This window comes from Photobacterium sp. GB-1 (assembly GCF_003026165.1).
Classification (GTDB): domain Bacteria; phylum Pseudomonadota; class Gammaproteobacteria; order Enterobacterales; family Vibrionaceae; genus Photobacterium.
In genome coordinates this window covers 191,944-210,187 of record NZ_PYOB01000004.1, presented here as the reverse complement: position 1 = coordinate 210,187, position 18,244 = coordinate 191,944, and the positions used below count along the sequence as shown (strand labels likewise).

The window sequence follows — 18,244 nt, the reverse complement described above, 5'->3', positions numbered from 1 at the left end:
ATTTCTCAAGCTGACGCATATTGTGAGATACTTTTGTTTCAAAACCATTTTAACATTTTATGGTATTAACGAACTAAAAACGTTGTTATTTCCAACCGAATATATAACAGCAAACAAGCAGTCGCATGAAGTACTCAAACTTCTTACTTTAGTTGCTGATGTTTGCTTTTCAGATAAATAACAAATCACGCGATGCTATATAAAATATATCGCGTGATTGGCAATGTATTTAATCGAACAACGCAATGATTAATTTACCTTTTCTTAATGTTATGTCGCATTGTTGACGATTATTGCATGATGTTCTTTCGCTTCTTTGAAAATCTCTAATCGACTAGCGTAAAGCACTTTCGTAGTGATATACAAACCAATACCGTAGCAAGAATGACAAAAAATAGAGAACAAAATCGCGTGGATCATATTGGGACTATTCACGTGGAAAAAGCCTTCACCAAAGGCATAACTCACCACAACTAATGGAAAAAATAACAATGACCATGCATAAACAAGCGATTTTTTAAGGCTTGGTTTTAGAAACAATCCTTTCTCAACAAAGCTAATATAAATCACGGTATAAACTAAGCTAACGCTAAAGTGCACAATCCAACCGATGAGAACATCATGGGGAACGGCTGGCACCTGCTGTATAGCTTCAACCAGTGGATGCCCTTGAGTGATATAAACCAAATAACGGCCTAAACTCGCAAAATTATTTAGTGGGTGATCACTAAATAATAGATATAAGTTGCTGCCTAAATCTAAACAAAGACCACTAAATACACTAATAAACAGAAGGTGAAGAAGGTAGGATGAACGTTGGTGATGTGGGTAATAGAACATAGAGCATCTCCTGATTAATTATGCTTTCATTATGATAATGAAAAGAGCTTGTCATAGTCAGGTGTGGTTTATTAACACCGTGGCAATGGCTTTCATAAGTTCAATGATTTGTTGATGTTTATAGTCTAAGGCAATGAAAAATTGGGATATATAAAGTATGCTTTATGCAAAGCATTACGAATGGTTATATATGGGATCAAGGATGAAACCAAATTTAGATTTGAATTTGCTGGTGGTATTCTTAGAAGTGTATCGGCTTCGTTCCATCACATTAGCATCAGAATCATTAGGTTTAACACAACCTGGGGTAAGTGGCGTATTAAAGCGATTACAATCCCAGTTAGGGACGCCTCTTTTTGTAAGAGAAGGACGTGGGATTAGCCCAACACATGCCGCAATTAAATTAGCTAATGAGATAGAGCCAGCGCTAACGACAGTACAAAGTGCGTTAGGTAATATCGCGGGGTTTGATGTTCAAAATCATCACGCGTTTACGGTTTATGTAAATGAGGTGGTTATGCACACGATTAGAAATAAAATTGAGCTCGACCCAACGATGGGGAATTGCAAAATAAACCTCTATATGACGCCTAATACAGAAGAAGAGTTGCTATCTCAGTTAAGTTTACAGAAAGCAGATTTAGCCATTGATATTGGTTTACGCAGTAATCCGTCTTTTTTCTATCAATCATTTATCGATGATGAAATTGTCGTAGTCTGTCGGAAAGATCATCCCAATATCCAACAGACAATCACGCAAGCGCAGTTCTATGCTGAAAAAATAATCTTCATGCAGAAAAGGCGAATAGACTTACTTGAAATGAATTATTTCTCTGATGAACGCTTTCTACCAAGAGATTTAGACTGTGAAACCGCATCTGTTGTATCAATCTTAGCATTAGTGTCAGAGAGCAACGCCGTTGCGCCAGTTAGCCGACTCATGGCTGAAAAATATGCCTCATTATTTAACTTACAAATACTGCCATTGCCATTTTCTTCCAAACCTTTCAAACACATTATGATGTGGCATAAGCGTGATGAACATAACTCAGCTAACCAATGGTTGAGAAATAAACTCAGCGAAATATTGTGACATTGTCACTAATTTAGTGAGCATTTCTTATTGGCTGATGGTATGAAGACGTTCATATTCACTGAAGATAAGCTAGTCGTGAGCTGGTTGACGCTTTCAGAGTTGGTTAAATATAAATATGGTTCAATGATCACACACTGAACCATATTATTGATGTTTAAAGTCTTATTGCGGTTACTTCAAGCTTGCTAAAATCGTTTCCGCTTTACTCGCTTCAAATTGTTTTGGCTCTTCAACGTTGAGCTGAGTTACCACGCCATTATCAACAACCATTGCATAACGTTGAGAACGAATACCACCAAAGTTAGCAGTGTCCATTTCAAGCCCTAATGCTTTAGTAAAGCTTCCATCGCCATCGCCCAACATCATAATTTCAGATGCGTTTTGCGCTTCGCCCCAAGCTTGCATAACAAAGGCATCATTAACAGATACACAAGCAATAATGTCGACACCCGTTGCTTTGATCTCATCTGCTAGCACGACATAACCCGGTAAATGGGCTTCAGAGCAAGTAGGAGTAAATGCTCCTGGTACAGCAAACAGCACAACACGTTTGTTGGCAAAAAGCTCTGCGGTATCGTGTTTAACCATACCGTCATGTGTGAGTTCACTGAGCACTGCGACTGGTAATGTTTGGCCTTTTTCGATCATGGTTTACTTTCCTTGTTGTATTAGTTTGAAACAGTGTAGCGAGGATTTTATCTCACGGCTAATTTTGCTGGTGGAGCAATCATTGTCAATGTCATATTCAGATATTTGAAATTTGTTGTCTCGGTAGCAAATTGAACAAAGAAAATAAGCAAAATATCGCGACTGTAATGGAATGCGCATTACTTCACAGACTCACTATTTATAAAACCCTATAAATTATAAATAAAATTTAATGCTTCATATTTAGCTATCTGTAGTGGAATGGCTGATTCCTAAATTCTTTGGCCTTATATTGTATGGTTATGAAATGCTGGTGGTTGTTAAATATAGAGACTCAATTTGAACATATATCTTGATATTGAAAAGGATTAATACATGAGCTTTTGGAAAGTTATTGGTGGCGCAGCCGCTGGGATTGCATGTGTAGTGGCATTACCAATTGCAGGACCAGTAGGTGCAATTACTGCAGCAGGTGCAGCGATTGCGGGTGGTGTTGGTGCTGCCGCCGGTGGTGTTGCCGCAGCAATGGACGACAGTGAAGAAGAGGCAGAACGCCGTGGTGAGCGTCGAGCTAATGCTGAACAGGAACTTAAATACAGTAAATTAACGGCTGCGTTTGAAGACGCAAAAAATCGTTTAGACGAAACTGAAAATTATTTTAATTTACTGATCGCAATGGAAGCAGTTGGCCTTGCGTGTGCTAATTGTGATGGTGAAATTTCATTAGAAGAACGCCAAGAGATCGATGAATTTATTGCGGGTGTGTCTTCAAGTGAATTACCAAGTCACGTGAAGCGTAAAATCGAAGATATGGCTAAGAACCCACCAAATGTTAATACTGCGTTTGCACTAGCACAAAAGGTGGGCTTGAATTCATTTGAACTTTACAACGAAATCATCGAAGTGGTGATGCATGCTGATGGTCGTGTTCATGAGAATGAAAAAGCGTTCGAACAAGCATGGAATACATTGGTAAAAGCAGCGTAAGACAGGGCAGTAACAAATGAGTAGTAGATCGGAACGCTTTAAGAAAAGACAGCAACTTCGCAGTAATTATGCCGAGAAAAGCCATATTAAAGAACTGGCAAATTCTGAAGTATCGCAACAGATGTTAGCCCGTCAGGTTGATCAAGAGTTTATTGATAATGCGCTGTTAGAAAAAGCGCCGATCTACGATCTTAATGTCTCTGAAGCAGAAGTAAAAGCATCATTAAAGATGCTAGATAGTGATTTTAATAAAGAAAAATACGATGTATTGTTTGAATCAAGTAAAGACGTTTTGATCAATCAACTGCTAAGCCCACTTAATTTAAGTCGTGCTGACTTAGAAAATGTCGATCGTAATTTTAAATACAATCGTAATGATTACACCAAATCACCAAAGAGTTCTGGTGGTGAAGGTGTATCGTTTGATACACAACGGAAAAAAATAAAGCTGCAATCGACTAACGAGCAGGGGCAGATTAAAGACACGTATACAGGTCAATATCACGATGCATCTGAGATGGACTTAGACCATGTTAAATCGCTAAAAGCCTTTCATGAAAGTGGGGCATATATGTTATCGGATGTTGAGAAACGCCAATTTGCAGCTGATCCTGATAATCATGAATTTACCCATAACAGTTTAAACCGATCTAAAGGTGAAAAAGGTCTTAAAGAGTTCTCAGAAACCAATGAACAAGCCGATAAAAGACGCACTAACGCTGCACATACAAGAGCAGAAAAAGCCGCGGAGAAATATGTACCGTCAAATCCTGTTGGTAAAACCGTTTTTGTTGCTAAACGTGGTGCGGTAGATGGTGTAAAAGCGGGTAGCCAACAAGGTTTACAACAAGCATTAGGTGCTTTGTTATCTGAGTTTATTTCTGCCACCTTCATAGAAGTAAAAGATATATTTAATAATAGTTTCAAAGGTAACGCACTGGAAATGTCGTGGGTGGATGCATTGATCTCTCGGCTTAATAACATCAAAAACAAACTGCTTTCAAAATGGAAGAATGTGGCTCAAGCGTTTGCAGCAGGGGCGTTGTCAGGCTTTTTAAGTTCAATCATTACCGCATTGCTGAACATGTTTGTACGCACAGGAAAAAACATGGTGCGTATTATCCGTGAAGGCTTTATGTCATTAACCAAAGCTTTAAAAACATTAATATTTCCACCCGAAGGAATGACAGCAAAACAAGCAGCCCATGAAGCAACTAAAATCTTAGCCACGGGTTTAGTGATCACTGGCGGTATTATGGCAGGGGAAGCCATTGCTACTGCATTAGGGGCGATTCCGTTTGCTGGCACTATCAGTATGGTATTGACAGGATTACTTTCTGGTTTAGGCTCTCTTTTTGTCGTGTTTATGTTAGATAAACTAGACATGTTTGGTGTTAATGAAGCAGAACGCCATGAGTTTATTATGGGACGTTTAGAATCGCGCATTACTGTCAGTATCGAGCGTTCAGAAACTATCATTAAAGAGCTAGGCTTGAGTTATTAGCGTGATAAAAGAATGAATTAAAGCTACAGGCTTTCATGGAAAGCTTGTGGCTTTTATATTCAATTTGTATTAATAAGAATACATACATTTCTTACTTTCTTTGTGTTCAATCAACACTTTTTGAACAAGAGTATCTCCATCTTTGCTTAAGTTTCTTACCTGAAACTTAAGAAGTATTGCTGAGCAGCAAATATCCGAATATAACTTGTTTCAACCTGAAGCTAAGTAATCGCAGTTTAAACTTATATCGAGCTTCTATACTTAATCAAGTTATTGAACCTTCAATTGTAGTGGTCAACAAATACTGGCCACAGTTTTACATGCTAAAAACTATAGCGTGTTTTGTGTTGGCTTTACTATATTTTTAGCTGATTTAACCCTGAAAAGGAACTAAAAGTTATAGGTTGCACTAGTCTATATAAATCAGTAGGTTAGCTGTTAAAGATGCCCGTTATGAGCGCGCTATATTTTTCCTATACTCTCTAAGAGGCGGATATTCAATTATGCTGATAAACATTAATGATGACTCCTTGCAAGGTCGTGTAAATAATCCAAATTATTATATTACTTTCAAACCAATACCACCGTTAAGTAATTGGGTGCAGGAGTTTTGGCAACTTAATGTACCTGATGGTCAGTATTTTTATCGTAGTCTCCCTGATAATTGTGTCGACATCATAATTAATCTTACTTTTCCTGAAGACGCCTTTGTTGTAACACCATTCTGCTCGGCTAAAGTATTTGAGATGACAGGGCCTGTTTCATATTTTGGTATTCGGTTTCGTATATTAGGGCATCAAGGAATAATCCAGGCTCCTTTGAGTCAATGGAGTAATGACGAGAATGTAACAATCATCAGTGACCTATTACCCAAACATTTATTAAGTGCTTTATACAATAACGCTTATCAGGCAATGTCATTTCAAAGACGTTGCGAAATTATTTCTCAAATATTACTTGGTAATATAGGTTCTAGCGAAGTTGATCGTAGATTAATACGCTTTATTTTGTATTGTGATCGAAGCATTACATCTAGTATTGATTTGTCTAATAAACAGTGTTCTGAATTTGGTATATCAGCTCGGCACCTTCGTCGATTAACTTCACAATATTTAGGACTTTCGCCTAGAGAATTCACTAAGGTTTTTCGTTTTCAGAAAATATTACGTGCGATGAATATGGAGAGTTTCGTCGATGTATGGGCGTATTATTATTATGACCAACCGCACTTTAATCGAGAATTTAAAAATATATCTGGTGTTACTCCCAGCGAGTTTAGGACTATGTCCGCTTTGTACAAGGCAGATTGAATTAAATGAATAATAATATTGTTTTAATAATCTAATCTCAGGAGTAAATAAAATGATAGACGTTGATGCTATGTTCCCCGTAATGGTGACGAGTGATTTAGAGGTAGTAAAGCAGTTTTATGAGACCGCTTTTGGATTTAACGCCGTATTCTATGATTCAAATTTTTACCTTCATTTGGTCTCGCCTAATAATAATATCCAGCTTGGTTTTCTATTGCCAAACGTCGCAAGCCAACCTGAATTTCTTCATCCTATAATGTCTTCTAAGGGGTATGTTATTTCGCTTGAAGTCAAGGATGCTACCTTTGCGTATGCCGAAGCTAAGCAAATGGATCTCAACCTTATAATGGCTTTAAAAGAAGAAGAATGGGGGCAAGTACATTTTATGATTCAAGATCCTGCAGGTTTAAGTATTGACGTCGTTCAACATTTGTAACCTACAGATAATGCGTTAAAAATAGAACAAATAAGAGATATGTACCGATAGCCGACACCTCTCCTTGGTGTGAATCAGTGATTGTAACACTCTAATTTATAATAAAACCTTTTTTAATTCTGAAGCGTGGATGCCATTTCGAACAATTATCATGGGTACTTCATGAATGTGTTTTGATCTGTTGTGTAAATATCGTTTCAGATCGTCGGTAGTTAAGGTGTCTGGCTATTTACCCAGTTGATGTTAATGCGACGTAGAGCACGACTATAAGTTTCAATCGTAGCGGGACGTTTACCTTGCAAGGTGAGATGAGTAAGGTATTGTTCAAAAACATAGAGTAGTCATTGATGAAGCCGAAATTATTTATTTTAAACATGCCATTTGAAGATGGTCCCGGGAAAATGTGGATCTGTTCACACTGTGCACTTATTGAAGGTGCATTATCAGTAAATACGCACTGGGAAGATATGGTGGAAGTTCGCCGTATAGCGTTTCCAAAACCAAGAAAGGAAGTAGTGAATATATTGGGTGAAGAAAACCAATGGCTTCCTGTACTCATACTTGAAAATAATAAGACGATCACTGAACCAACAGAAATTATTAATTATTTAGCAAGAGAATTTAGTGGGGCTGCGGTACACCCATAGTGAGGGTAAAGTAAGCTTAACTAGAAAATAAAAAAGGACTTAAAACAGTTAAATTTTGGTTCCTTCGTCGAATATTTTAGCTAACAATTTTAAGTCAGGATAACTTTTAGATAATGGTGTCTGGGAAAGTAACCATTATTTATTGAAATAAGCAACTAACAAGACGTTATATGCCAAGGATAATTGATGACTCTTTTAGTGAATACCCCAAAACCACCATACTATGCTGTTATTTTTACTTCAGTTCGTACTGCGGGTGATAATGGTTATGGCGAAATTGCAAATAGGATGATTGAGCTTGCTGCACAGCAACCAGGCTATTTAGGTGCAGAGTCAGCAAGAGAAGATCTAGGTATTACAGTTTCTTACTGGCTTGATTTGGAGTCTATTAAAAACTGGAAGGCGAATACTGAGCACCAAGAGGCTCAAAAATACGGTCGTAAATTATGGTACGAGTCATTTAAGGTTCGTATTTCAAAGGTAGAACGAGACTATGGCATATAACAAATAAGGATATGTGTCGCGTAGCCGACACCTATCCGAAGTGTTGAACAAGCCTCCCTTATATAAGTAAATATTGTGAATATTATAAAGGGTGTTGCTGAAAATCGAACATAGCCTTACTTGCCCTAATAAATATCTACTGGTCTAAATAGAGTAACGTCCTAACACATTATGTCTTCACATGAGTTATCAATTCAGCTAATTCACCATTACCCTAATTATTTATTAGGTAAAGACACTTATAAAAAAAATACCGACCTACATCAGGTCGGTATTAAATTTGTATCAGGGGTTATTGGCCTGCACAATCAAGCGACATTTTACCATTAGCATCGCGAGTTAGGGTGATAGTTGTACTTGCTTTTGAGGCACCTTTCGGTAAGTAAACTGCACATTTTTCAAAGTTTGGTACAAGTGCTTTATTGATTGTTTTAACCGCTTGTTTTTGGCTATCAACATTGTCACCCGAATAAATGGTAATGCTATCTACTTGTGCCAGCATTTGCTCAGAATGTTTAGCTGGAGCTGCATGTGCGAAAACAGAAACAGAGCTAAGTGCTAGTAATAGTAATACTTTTTTCATTATATACCTCTAATAATTTAATGAATATTGTGCGTTGGTTCGGTTGCTAATATAGCTATAAAACAAAACTAAATAAATAAAAAATTATCGTAAAACGATAATTAATTGTTGTTAAGTTTGTTATGGATTATTACGGGATTAACTAATATCTTGATTATTATCAATAAATAGTGAATTAGAGTTTTTGAAGAACAAAACCAGAGAGGCGTGTTTTTGCATGTATTTCTGTATGAAAAGTATACATCTTTCTTTTTGGGTATAATTGAAAGGTGATTATCGCTGTTAATTATGAGTAAAGTGGTCATTCATTGCTGAATTATTAACTACTTTGTAACTTACGTAGATAAATAGTATTAACCTAATACTCGTCACTTTTTACATGGATGTGCTGTAATGACTATCTTTCTTGCTGGCTTTTCGCTTGGCTTATCTTTAATACTGGCAATTGGCTCTCAAAATGCGTTTGTATTGAAACAAGGACTTAAGAATCAATACGTGTTTATCATCTGTATTGTTTGTGCGTTGTCAGATGCATTATTGATTAGCTTTGGTGTCGCAGGCTTTGGCGTTATTGTCAGTAAGTATCCAGATATTGAAACTGTGGCGCGTTACGGTGGCGCAATTTTCTTAACGGTTTATGGGCTGTTGAGTTTTAAATCGGCATTGATGACGGATCATGCTTTGCTTATTGATCAAAGAACATCAGGTTCATTATTAAAAACGATACTGACTTGTTTGGCTTTTACGTGGTTAAACCCACATGTGTATTTAGATACAGTCGTGCTACTTGGCTCTATTTCTACCCAATATCAACCTTATGAGTGGCAATTCGCGCTGGGTGCTATCACGGCATCTTTTGTGTTTTTCTTTTCACTGGGCTATGGATCGCGTTTATTAGCTCCATTATTTCAGCAGCCTAAAGCATGGAAGGTGTTAGAAATACTGGTAGGGGTAATTATGTTATCTATTGCAGCATCGTTGGCTCTCGGTATTTGAGTCGGTTAGAGTGATTCAAATTACACCGAGAACAGCAATGGGAATAATGGTCGGGTATCAACGATCCATATCAGCCCACACTTGTTATGGCTGCAGAACTGATGGCTTATGTGTTTATTAATGCATGACAGATTTTGAAAAAAGTTGAATCGTGATGATGCCTGCGGCAATAAGGATTAACCCAAGCAAGGCTGGAAAATCGAGCTTTTGCTGATATACAAAATAAGACAGTGTAGAGACTAAAAAGATACCGATCCCTGCCCAAAGTGCATAAGCGATGCCGACATTCATGATTTTAACGACTTGAGAAAGCCCATAAAATGAGATCGCGTAACCAACTAGTACAACAAGGCTGGGAGCGAGTCGGGTAAAGCCTTCAGATGCTTTCATCATGGTTGTTGCAAGTGTTTCAGCAATTATAGAAATAAAGAGTATCAGGTATACATTAGTCATAAAAATTACTCGCTAAATTGTTTTGTGTGCGTCTGATTGCTTGCTGCAAAGAATATTTAAGTGATAACCGTTGATACCAAGGTAATGAAGCTGGTTGAACAATGCTGTGTAACACGCGGCTATAATCCATCGTTAAACCAGGTGTCCATGCCATCATCATTGCACGATGTCGAATTTGAGCTGCAAGCCATAACTCAGGGCTGCACAACAGTTTTAAAAGTGTGAATATACTGCTGCTTTTTTTATACAAGACACCGTCTAATGCCGCTTCTAGTGCATAAGCGGTATTACTTGAACAGTTATTGGAGGTTAAATTATAAATAGGATTTTTATAACAATGATGCCAGAACTGCTTTAATGTTAGTGCGTTATATTGAATAAATTCTATTTTAACATTTGATTCACACCATTCAGCGGCTTCGGTTTTGTAATCCGGTAGGTAACGGCCAAGCACATTATTTTCAGGAGTCGCTTTTAGAGTGCGAATAAACTCAGAAGGTGAGCGATCAATATCTTCTGATGGATATAAACTAATATAACACTCAAATCCTGCTTCTAATGCGGCATGACCGGTAGAAATAACCCCGTTTACATCTGTAGCTGCAATGTAACGATTAATAATGGGGCGAGGAACATGTGGGTTTTCTGCTGACCCCTCTGGTGTCCATATATGTATTGTTAACGGTTGCGTATTATTTCTATTTTCTGTGCTATTTATCGAATATACGCTGTCAGTTGTGGATATATATTCATTTCCACTATTATTTAATAATTGAAAAATAGGGCTGTTGTATTTTAATGAACTAACCTTCATTAGAACAATGATACTTCGAATACTTCCTGTGATCATAATAAACCCAAGAAAGTAAGAAATAACATAATTATAATTTTGTAATAGGAAAATAGAATAAAAGATTTGAATACATCCCCACACGATAGCTCTTTTCCAATGAGCAAAACGAACAACCCAAGCGGATGCAATATTAAAAATACCAACAGAAATATAAGTTAAACCAAAAGTCGCAGATAATAAAATATTGCTAAATTTGATATTTACGAGTGCCGAAATTGCGCAACAAAGGAATATTAATCCTTTTAAAATAAGGATGTTACGGTGCAACCCCAATCCGCTAGGCGCTACGATTAAAGTTGTTAAGCTTTCAAGTAAAAGAAAGTAACTGAAGGAATCAAATACTTTTCCGTCAAGGCCATCAATGAAGATGAGAAGGCCAGCAAATCCCCAAAGGGTGCTGAATCCTAACAGATGAAATATTTTACTTTTTACGAAAGGTGCACCGAAAAGTAGCATCGCTATTTGTAACATGAAGAACCGTAATTTTTTATTTGTGATCTAGCGTTCTAATAGAACTATTAGATAAAGCTAAAAGTAAGATACTTTCTAAAACTAATTGATATATTCAAAACGAAGGCGCGGATATTATTACATGGTTGAATGTTAATCAAGGTATTGTTTTATATTACTTATGTGATTCAATAATATAATCTAATATTGTAAGTTGTTACATAATAAGTCACGTTGTATTTAAATAATATTTTTATAATTCATCAATATATCATTTAAATTTATTCTGGATACTTAGGTAAATGCGATGACATATCGTGGTGGTATTTAAAATAAATCGTTAGAACCTTTAAACAGAGAGCAACATCTTTATTATCGTAATAATAAATAGAAAGAATGTTAAATAATAATATCTTTTCTTGTATAAAGCCTGACTATAAGAGCGTAGGATGAAGGTAATTATAAAGATAGGGTGCACGTTAGTGCATTAGCATTCAGTATGCAATTAACACAAAAACCGTTAAAAAACAACGCATTACTAATTTCAATCCAAACGCCGCAATTTAAAGGCGATGAAGCAAAAAGTTCATTAGAAGAATTAGCACGCCTAGTGACGACATTAGGCTTTAAAGTTGTTGGCACACAGTCTCAAAAACTAAGCTCAACAAAAAAAATGAGTGTACTTGGTTCTGGTAAAATGGCTGAGATCGCGCAGTTAACTGGAAACCTTGGTGTTATTGAAGACGATGGTGAAGATGATCCTCTTGATGACATTGATTTTATAGATGTGTCACTCGATGATTTACCCAGCGTACTTGCCGATGTTGTGGTGTTTGACTGTGATTTAAGCCCATCTCAATTACGTAATGTGGAAAATCAATTAGGCGTTGAAGTGTTTGATCGCACAGGCATCATTATTGAGATATTTAGCCGTCATGCTCGTACACGAACGGCACGACTACAGGTTGAAATTGCTCGTCTTAATTATTTAGCGCCACGTTTACGCGAATCCACCAGCGGTAATAAAGAGCGACAAATGGGTAAAGGTGCGGGTGAAACAACGCTAGAGCTTGATCGTCGTAAAATTCGCGATCAATTGGCGGAATTGCGCCGTGAATTAGTCAGCGTTCAAGATGAAATGAAAGGGCGTCGAACTCAACGTTCAGAGCTTTTTTGTGTGGCGTTAGTTGGCTATACCAATGCGGGTAAGTCGTCTATGATGCGAGCATTAACAGGTAGTGATGTTGAAGGCGAAAATAAATTATTTGCTACGCTAGATACCACTGTTCGCGCCTTAAAACCAGAAACACAACCGCGTATTTTAGTATCAGATACGGTTGGTTTTATTAAAAAATTACCGCACGATTTGGTGGCATCTTTCCATTCAACCTTGGCTGAAGCTCATGACGCTTCCCTATTATTGTATGTGGTTGATGCATCTGATGTGTCATTCCGTTCTCAATTAGACGTTGTTCATGAAGTGCTAAAAGAAGTGGGTGTTGATGGTATAAAAAAACTATTAGTGCTGAATAAATCAGATCAATTAAGTGTTGATCAGCAACAGGCATTAATGGCTGAATTTCCTGATGCTATGATGACGTCAACCCGTAATCCACTAGATATTACCAAACTTCATCAATACGTTGTCGATGTAGCTCAACACGAGATGATAGAAGAAGAAATCATTGTGCCTTATACCGCAAAAGGGCTGATGGGGGATATTCGTTCGGTGATGAGTGTAACGAAAGAAGAATATGAATATGACCATATTAAGCTGACTGTTCGCTCTAATGAGATTGAACTCGCACGCTTGAAAAAACGGATGTCTGAATATCAAAAGTGACATATGTAGCTTTATATAGAAACTTTATTGAGTGAGCAAATAGCTGTGTGTGTTTGCTTGTTTATAACGATGGATTAAAGTTCTAGATTGATGTTTGAAATCAGTTGGTTGAGCCTTTGTCACAAATGTTGGATGGGATATCAAAAGCAGATAAACCGTGGTTTTTTATGCAAAGTGTTTATGGTTGTTTAAGCTTTGAACAAGCTTAGGGAGTAAACGCAAAAAATTAGTGTTTGTACTACTATAACACTTGCTATAAATCTGTATCTTGGTGTAATTTCTCACCACTATTTTTATTTGGAATTATGATCATGCCAAAGGCTAGTGACATTAAAAAATTTGCTGCTGTTGAAATCAACGGTAAAGTAGGTCTTGTTAAAGAAATTAGTAAGCTAACGCCTAGTGGTCGTGCTGGCGCAAGTCTTTACAGAATGCGTATTTATGATGTAGCTACTGGTACTAAATCAGACGTAAGCTTCAAAGCTGATGAAATGGTTAACTTAGCTGATTTCCGTCGTACAAAAGCATCATTCTCTTACATCGATGGTGAAGAGTATGTGTTTATGGATGATGAAGATTACACACCATACACATTCAACAAAGAAGCAATCGCAGAAGAACTACTATTCATCACTGAAGATACGAAAGGTATCGAAGTTCTTACTGTTGATGGCGCGCCTGTTGCTATCGAACTTCCAGCGACAGTTGAACTAACTATCGTTGAAACTGATCCATCAATCAAAGGTGCTTCTGCAAGTGCTCGTACTAAGCCAGCGACACTTTCAACTGGTCTAGTGGTTCAAGTTCCAGAATACATCGCGAATGGCGAAAAAATTAAAGTTAACACGGCTGAGCAAAAGTTCATGAGCCGCGCTGACAAGTAATAGGTTACTTATAATCTATACTGGATAAAACCAGCCTTCATCTTGCTAGCTTTTTGTTAAGCCGATGGGCTGGTTTTTTATTGGCTGCATGACGTCACGGAGCAATGGATAGTGCTATATCAAATACGACAAGCAGAAAAATCAGATCTTGCCGCGATATACCAATTAGAGCGTGAGCTATTTGGCAAGCATTGTTATCCTGATTTTTTATTTCGTCAGGCATATGATTGTTGGCCAAGTGGATTATTGGTTGCCATTTCAGAATGTGAACATGTAGTAGGCTATGTACTCGCAAGCCCAAGCTTTAATAGACAAACAGAAACGCAGAGCGATGCGTGGGTATTAGGTATTGCGGTTGCGAATAAGGTGCAAGGGAAAGGTGTTGGAAAAGCGTTGTTGAATAAGGCATTAGCGCTGCTAGCTGATTACAATCGAATTTTATTGACTGTGCATCCGAAGAACACGGCAATAAAGCTATATCAGAGACTAGGCTTTGTAGAGATAGGGCAAGAAGACGATTATTTTGGTTGTGGCTCACCAAGAATTAAGATGTGCTTAAATCGTAAAGAGTAGGCATATATTGTTTAAGTCGCTTGATATCATTTTCTACGGAAATAAAAAAGGGCATCCAAAGATACCCTTACTTCTTCAACTGTTCGTTGTAGATTAGATGCGCTCAACGTTAGCAGCTTGAGGACCTTTTTGGCCTTGCTCAACGTCAAAAGAAACTTTTTGACCTTCTGCTAGAGATTTGAAGCCTTCACCAGCGATAGCACGGAAGTGAACGAATACGTCAGCGCCGCCATTATCTTGAGTGATGAAACCGAAACCTTTCTCATCGTTGAACCACTTAACGATACCAGTTGCTTTAGACATGTGATGTCTCCTGAAATAAATTAATGTGTTACTTATGTACAAAAGAATATTGAAGCGCTTCAGGACAACTGTGTACGTTTGAACAGTGTAACGAAGTTTTTCTTTCACTTTTTTTCATAAATAGCCCTGTTATATAGGACGCTGATATTAAGCCATTTTCGATTTTAAAGAGCAAGTGAGTTACTTATTTATCGCGTTATAATGTGAGCCGCATTACAAAAAAAAAGCAAAGAATATTATGAAATAGGTGTCTTATTAATCAGGCTGGTTAATTCTTATCAGGAATTTTAATAATAACAGGTCTATCAATATCTATAAGTGTGCTCTAATCTTGCATTTTTAACTGGTAAATCACTTTTATGCAGTCGATTGTGAATGTGAGGCGGTAGGGTGGGAATATTAATTATGGATAAAAAAAGGGCCGTGACGACCCTTTTATCAAGTGCTATGTGAACTAACGTAACGTTAGATAAGCAAATAATTATGCTTTTTCAACATTTGCAGCTTGTAGACCTTTAGGACCTTGCTCTGTTTCGTAAGAAACTTTTTGTCCTTCAGTTAGGGTTTTGAAGCCATCGCCAGTAATCGCACGGAAGTGTACAAATACGTCAGCACCGCCGTTATCCTGAGTGATAAAACCAAAACCTTTCTCTTCGTTAAACCACTTAACGGTACCTGTTGCTTTTGACATGTTTTCTCCTGATAAACTTTACATCAAACACTGTGTCGCCAATATCGGGTTACTACGCTATTTGAGCTTGAACACTTCGAGGAAGCTATCCTTGTCCAGATTGCATTGTTGTAAACGAGTACTGGTCTATTTCAAGAGTAGGTGCTGATATGCCATTTGCAAATACAGGAAGGCTTTTTTTGTGGTGGATTTCACAAAAGATGCCATTTTGTTATTACAGATTACATATATTGTCTAATTGTCATAATTATTAATTAAAATAGGGTGTTTATTGTGATATATCAAAAATTTGTTGAGCTTTTTGTGTGATATTTAAGCGAGAAACATAAGTTGATGCTCATAGAATCATCATTGAGCATTTAATCATGAGTATTGCTTGAGTTTACGAATGACTTTCTGATATAACGATTTCAGTAATAAACTGAGACTCGACGGTTATGTACTAGGAAGTGCATTATTTCTATCCCTTGCATTAAATCAGTTTCACAAGGTTTTATTTTCAGACTAAGGACTACACATGAACAACATCCTTGAACTCGTTCGTCAAACACGTCGTAAAAACAAACTTAAACGCGAAATCCTAGACAACGATCGTAAAATTCGTGATAACCGCAAGCGTGTTGAGTTGTTAGAGAACTTGATGGATTACATTAAGGCCGATATGAGCCACGATCAAATCGTTGAAATTGTTGAAAACATGAAAGGTGACTACGAAGATCGTGTTGATGATCATATCATCATCAGTGCAGAGCTTTCGAAAGAGCGTCGTGAAGTAAGCAAAGCAGTAAAAGAGCTGAAAAAAGCTGAAATTGCACATAAACACTAATTCTCAGCACTAGAAAGTTGAGAGTGTGCAAAAGACATAGCATGCTTATATTAGTTAAATTAAACCGAGCGTAATGCTCGGTTTTTTTATATCTATCGCAAGTAATAACAATATCTATAGCGCTGGGCTTTTAAGTTTTAGCGCTGATTGGAAATATTACTTAAGGCAAAAAATAGCCCGAAACGATTCCTGTTTCGGGCTTAGGGGAATGGCTCTCGTAAGAGCCTTGCGCTAACTGGTTAGTAAATGGAGTATGATTACACTTTCAATGTTAGTTGAATAATGTTTATTTTCCAGTTATTGCATTTAATAAAGTCATCATTAACTATACTTTTTGATGCTAACGATATTTTTACCTTAAATATCAAATAGGTTAGTATCACGAACTAATTCACGAGGTAAGCCATTTTTGATACGGTTGCTCACCCATTTACCAATACCAATAGGGTAATCACGGTAAGTAACAATCACTTCACCTTTGCCTGCTGGTATTCCTGGGCGAATATCGCGTCCCATGAACCATTCTTTAGCTTGTTCAACATTAAGTTCAATAGCGATAGATTCTTTGCCTGTTGCCAGTGTCATTACCGCTTCATGTTGCCAGCGATAGCCTTTCTTGTGCTGTTCTGCGAGCTTAATACCAATACGTTGGAAACGGATTTCACCAATTAAAGTACGTAGCTGAGAAGGGAAAAGCCAAACTTCTTTATCACGTAACCAGACATCATGTTGCTCAGGTAAGGTAATATCTAAATCTTGTTTTAACTGTTGGGCTATCTCTTGTTGCTCTTTGTCTTTAAGCTGAGCAAACGGGAATTTCCCCATCCGCTTTTTTACGCTATCGGTTTCAACAGGTGCCAGCTTACGAATACGTGCGACAAAGAAACCTTCGCTATCAAAGATCTGAGGGTAAACGTGTAGGAAACCATCTTCTGTGAGTGACTTTTCTGCACCATCGAACAGATCGTTTAGCGATTCAAATTGAACAGCATCACCAAATTTTTCTTTTAGGAAATGACAAACGTCTTGGTTTTCACTTTGGTTTAATGTGCATGTTGAATACACCATAACCCCGCCAGTTTTCAGAGCTTGGAATGCACTTACAATAAGGTTGCGTTGTACTTCGGCAATTTCATCAATAGAAGCTAGGCTCCAATTAGCCATAGCATCTTCATCTTTACGAATTGCACCCTCACCAGAACATGGCGCATCCAATAAGATCGAATCAAAAGATTCTGGTGCCCATGTGCCAAATACACAGCCATCAAAATGGGTCAGTGCTGCATTGTGAACACCACAACGTTGTAAGTTTGAATGGAGTACTTTAATTCGGCTCGCGGCTAACTCGTTGGCAACCAGTGCGCCACGGTTTTGCATTGCAGATGCAATTTGGGTGGTTTTAGAACCTGGCGCTGATGCCATATCTAATACACAGTCTAATGCGTCGTTATCTTTAAGCAATGCGGTTACTGGCATCATCGAACTGGCTTCTTGAATATAGAAAAGTCCTGCCATGTGCTCTGCGGTATTACCAAGAGAAACAGTATCTTCGTCTTCTCGTTCAATCCAAAAGCCAGTATCACACCAAGGAACCGGCGTTAATGTCCAACCACGATTTGCAACACGCGCTAAGAAATCCTCAACACTAATTTTAAGTGTATTGACGCGAATGCTGCGACGAAGAGGTGTTTTACAACAAGCAATAAATTCATCGATATCTAAATGCTCAGGCATGGTTTGCTTGATTAAATCGATAAATGCGTCAGGGATGTGAATATTCGGATGCAAAGGAAGGATCTCTATTAACTAGCTAATGA

Annotated in this window: 20 protein-coding genes and 1 pseudogene; 12 read left to right on the top strand and 9 right to left on the bottom strand. The window is 37.6% G+C overall.

Translation table 11 applies throughout. The features are described 5' to 3' along the window. Positions 1-270: 270 nt before the first annotated feature. Positions 271-840, bottom strand: coding sequence for a DUF2938 family protein (locus C9J45_RS06840; protein WP_107287381.1), 570 nt, complete (start codon positions 838-840; stop codon positions 271-273). Positions 841-1,042: 202 nt separating this feature from the next. On the opposite strand from C9J45_RS06840, the gene C9J45_RS06835 reads away from it, so the two are divergent. Next, complete coding sequence (locus C9J45_RS06835; protein WP_107292340.1) at positions 1,043-1,933, top strand: LysR family transcriptional regulator; 891 nt, start codon at positions 1,043-1,045, stop codon at positions 1,931-1,933. A 174-nt stretch (positions 1,934-2,107) separates the two neighbouring features. Here C9J45_RS06835 and C9J45_RS06830 read toward each other — a convergent pair whose 3' ends face one another. Next, entirely contained in the window at positions 2,108-2,584 is a 477-nt protein-coding gene (locus C9J45_RS06830) for a peroxiredoxin (protein ID WP_107292339.1), read from the bottom strand. A 375-nt stretch (positions 2,585-2,959) separates the two neighbouring features. On the opposite strand from C9J45_RS06830, the gene C9J45_RS06825 reads away from it, so the two are divergent. From C9J45_RS06825 to C9J45_RS06810, 4 genes are all read left to right on the top strand, one after another. Further along, positions 2,960-3,571, top strand: coding sequence for a hypothetical protein (locus C9J45_RS06825; protein WP_107246681.1), 612 nt, complete (start codon positions 2,960-2,962; stop codon positions 3,569-3,571). A 16-nt stretch (positions 3,572-3,587) separates the two neighbouring features. Beyond that, a complete protein-coding gene (locus C9J45_RS06820) occupies positions 3,588-5,075 on the top strand; it encodes a hypothetical protein (protein WP_107292338.1) in 1,488 nt (495 codons plus the stop codon). A 503-nt stretch (positions 5,076-5,578) separates the two neighbouring features. Further along, entirely contained in the window at positions 5,579-6,385 is an 807-nt protein-coding gene (locus C9J45_RS06815) for a DUF6597 domain-containing transcriptional factor (protein WP_107292337.1), read from the top strand. Between the two features lie 52 nt (positions 6,386-6,437). Then, positions 6,438-6,821 carry a VOC family protein gene (locus tag C9J45_RS06810; protein ID WP_107292336.1) on the top strand — a complete coding sequence of 128 codons (384 nt, stop codon included), beginning with the start codon at positions 6,438-6,440 and terminating at the stop codon, positions 6,819-6,821. Positions 6,822-7,010: 189 nt separating this feature from the next. On the opposite strand, the pseudogene C9J45_RS21740 reads toward C9J45_RS06810, so the two are convergent. Next, positions 7,011-7,153: pseudogene (locus C9J45_RS21740) on the bottom strand (phage integrase N-terminal SAM-like domain-containing protein); the annotation flags it as partial. A gap of 15 nt (positions 7,154-7,168) precedes the next feature. Here C9J45_RS21740 and C9J45_RS06805 point away from each other — a divergent pair. Then, positions 7,169-7,468 (top strand): DUF3088 family protein, encoded by a 300-nt coding sequence (locus tag C9J45_RS06805; RefSeq protein WP_107292335.1) that lies wholly within the window; start codon positions 7,169-7,171, stop codon positions 7,466-7,468. 186 nt (positions 7,469-7,654) lie between these two features. Next, the gene (locus tag C9J45_RS06800) at positions 7,655-7,972 is read left to right on the top strand and encodes an antibiotic biosynthesis monooxygenase (protein WP_107246676.1); all 318 of its coding nucleotides are present in this window, start codon (positions 7,655-7,657) and stop codon (positions 7,970-7,972) included. Between the two features lie 292 nt (positions 7,973-8,264). On the opposite strand, the gene C9J45_RS06795 is transcribed toward C9J45_RS06800, so the two are convergent. Next, a complete protein-coding gene (locus C9J45_RS06795; protein ID WP_107208129.1) occupies positions 8,265-8,555 on the bottom strand; it encodes a hypothetical protein in 291 nt (96 codons plus the stop codon). Between the two features lie 393 nt (positions 8,556-8,948). On the opposite strand from C9J45_RS06795, the gene C9J45_RS06790 reads away from it, so the two are divergent. Next, positions 8,949-9,551 carry a LysE/ArgO family amino acid transporter gene (locus C9J45_RS06790; protein WP_107290793.1) on the top strand — a complete coding sequence of 201 codons (603 nt, stop codon included), beginning with the start codon at positions 8,949-8,951 and terminating at the stop codon, positions 9,549-9,551. Between the two features lie 117 nt (positions 9,552-9,668). Here C9J45_RS06790 and C9J45_RS06785 read toward each other — a convergent pair whose 3' ends face one another. Both C9J45_RS06785 and C9J45_RS06780 read right to left on the bottom strand, forming a co-directional pair. Beyond that, positions 9,669-10,004 carry a multidrug efflux SMR transporter gene (locus C9J45_RS06785; RefSeq protein ID WP_107208131.1) on the bottom strand — a complete coding sequence of 112 codons (336 nt, stop codon included), beginning with the start codon at positions 10,002-10,004 and terminating at the stop codon, positions 9,669-9,671. Beyond that, positions 9,997-11,328, bottom strand: coding sequence for a hypothetical protein (locus C9J45_RS06780; RefSeq protein WP_107292334.1), 1,332 nt, complete (start codon positions 11,326-11,328; stop codon positions 9,997-9,999). The genes C9J45_RS06785 and C9J45_RS06780 overlap by 8 nt, the downstream gene beginning before the upstream one ends. Before the next feature lie 478 nt (positions 11,329-11,806). Here C9J45_RS06780 and hflX point away from each other — a divergent pair, with 478 nt between their 5' ends. The 3 genes from hflX (at position 11,807) to C9J45_RS06765 (ending at position 14,607) form a co-directional block, all read left to right on the top strand. Then, positions 11,807-13,150 (top strand): GTPase HflX, encoded by a 1,344-nt coding sequence (gene hflX / locus C9J45_RS06775; protein WP_107208167.1) that lies wholly within the window; start codon positions 11,807-11,809, stop codon positions 13,148-13,150. A 311-nt stretch (positions 13,151-13,461) separates the two neighbouring features. Continuing rightward, complete coding sequence (yeiP, locus tag C9J45_RS06770) at positions 13,462-14,034, top strand: elongation factor P-like protein YeiP (protein ID WP_107246668.1); 573 nt, start codon at positions 13,462-13,464, stop codon at positions 14,032-14,034. Between the two features lie 111 nt (positions 14,035-14,145). Next, the gene (locus C9J45_RS06765; protein ID WP_107208134.1) at positions 14,146-14,607 is read left to right on the top strand and encodes a GNAT family N-acetyltransferase; all 462 of its coding nucleotides are present in this window, start codon (positions 14,146-14,148) and stop codon (positions 14,605-14,607) included. A gap of 93 nt (positions 14,608-14,700) precedes the next feature. Here C9J45_RS06765 and C9J45_RS06760 read toward each other — a convergent pair whose 3' ends face one another. Further along, positions 14,701-14,910 (bottom strand): cold-shock protein, encoded by a 210-nt coding sequence (locus C9J45_RS06760; protein ID WP_005367917.1) that lies wholly within the window; start codon positions 14,908-14,910, stop codon positions 14,701-14,703. A 481-nt stretch (positions 14,911-15,391) separates the two neighbouring features. Then, positions 15,392-15,601: a cold-shock protein gene (locus C9J45_RS06755; RefSeq protein WP_005367915.1), complete on the bottom strand. Its 210-nt coding sequence runs from the start codon at positions 15,599-15,601 to the stop codon at positions 15,392-15,394. Between the two features lie 517 nt (positions 15,602-16,118). On the opposite strand from C9J45_RS06755, the gene C9J45_RS06750 reads away from it, so the two are divergent. Beyond that, positions 16,119-16,427, top strand: coding sequence for a DUF496 family protein (locus C9J45_RS06750; RefSeq protein WP_105060198.1), 309 nt, complete (start codon positions 16,119-16,121; stop codon positions 16,425-16,427). 357 nt (positions 16,428-16,784) lie between these two features. Here the strand turns inward: C9J45_RS06750 and rsmF are convergent, their stop codons facing one another. Next, the gene (rsmF, locus tag C9J45_RS06745) at positions 16,785-18,215 is read right to left on the bottom strand and encodes a 16S rRNA (cytosine(1407)-C(5))-methyltransferase RsmF (RefSeq protein ID WP_107208135.1); all 1,431 of its coding nucleotides are present in this window, start codon (positions 18,213-18,215) and stop codon (positions 16,785-16,787) included. Between the last annotated feature and the right edge of the window lie 29 nt (positions 18,216-18,244).

What these genes read in the sequence shown, in the direction of transcription:
- yeiP (WP_107246668.1), top strand. Translation starts at nt 13,462, where the DNA reads ATGCCAAAGGCTAGTGACATTAAAAAATTTGCTGCTGTTGAAATCAAC.
- C9J45_RS06750 (WP_105060198.1), top strand. Translation starts at nt 16,119, where the DNA reads ATGAACAACATCCTTGAACTCGTTCGTCAAACACGTCGTAAAAACAAA.
- C9J45_RS06785 (WP_107208131.1), bottom strand. Translation starts at nt 10,004, where the DNA reads ATGACTAATGTATACCTGATACTCTTTATTTCTATAATTGCTGAAACA.
- C9J45_RS06810 (WP_107292336.1), top strand. Translation starts at nt 6,438, where the DNA reads ATGATAGACGTTGATGCTATGTTCCCCGTAATGGTGACGAGTGATTTA.
- C9J45_RS06795 (WP_107208129.1), bottom strand. Translation starts at nt 8,555, where the DNA reads ATGAAAAAAGTATTACTATTACTAGCACTTAGCTCTGTTTCTGTTTTC.
- C9J45_RS06830 (WP_107292339.1), bottom strand. Translation starts at nt 2,584, where the DNA reads ATGATCGAAAAAGGCCAAACATTACCAGTCGCAGTGCTCAGTGAACTC.
- C9J45_RS06780 (WP_107292334.1), bottom strand. Translation starts at nt 11,328, where the DNA reads ATGTTACAAATAGCGATGCTACTTTTCGGTGCACCTTTCGTAAAAAGT.
- C9J45_RS06760 (WP_005367917.1), bottom strand. Translation starts at nt 14,910, where the DNA reads ATGTCTAAAGCAACTGGTATCGTTAAGTGGTTCAACGATGAGAAAGGT.
- C9J45_RS06820 (WP_107292338.1), top strand. Translation starts at nt 3,588, where the DNA reads ATGAGTAGTAGATCGGAACGCTTTAAGAAAAGACAGCAACTTCGCAGT.
- C9J45_RS06840 (WP_107287381.1), bottom strand. Translation starts at nt 840, where the DNA reads ATGTTCTATTACCCACATCACCAACGTTCATCCTACCTTCTTCACCTT.
- hflX (WP_107208167.1), top strand. Translation starts at nt 11,807, where the DNA reads ATGCAATTAACACAAAAACCGTTAAAAAACAACGCATTACTAATTTCA.
- C9J45_RS06800 (WP_107246676.1), top strand. Translation starts at nt 7,655, where the DNA reads ATGACTCTTTTAGTGAATACCCCAAAACCACCATACTATGCTGTTATT.
- C9J45_RS06755 (WP_005367915.1), bottom strand. Translation starts at nt 15,601, where the DNA reads ATGTCAAAAGCAACAGGTACCGTTAAGTGGTTTAACGAAGAGAAAGGT.
- C9J45_RS06815 (WP_107292337.1), top strand. Translation starts at nt 5,579, where the DNA reads ATGCTGATAAACATTAATGATGACTCCTTGCAAGGTCGTGTAAATAAT.
- C9J45_RS06805 (WP_107292335.1), top strand. Translation starts at nt 7,169, where the DNA reads ATGAAGCCGAAATTATTTATTTTAAACATGCCATTTGAAGATGGTCCC.
- C9J45_RS06790 (WP_107290793.1), top strand. Translation starts at nt 8,949, where the DNA reads ATGACTATCTTTCTTGCTGGCTTTTCGCTTGGCTTATCTTTAATACTG.
- C9J45_RS06825 (WP_107246681.1), top strand. Translation starts at nt 2,960, where the DNA reads ATGAGCTTTTGGAAAGTTATTGGTGGCGCAGCCGCTGGGATTGCATGT.
- C9J45_RS06835 (WP_107292340.1), top strand. Translation starts at nt 1,043, where the DNA reads ATGAAACCAAATTTAGATTTGAATTTGCTGGTGGTATTCTTAGAAGTG.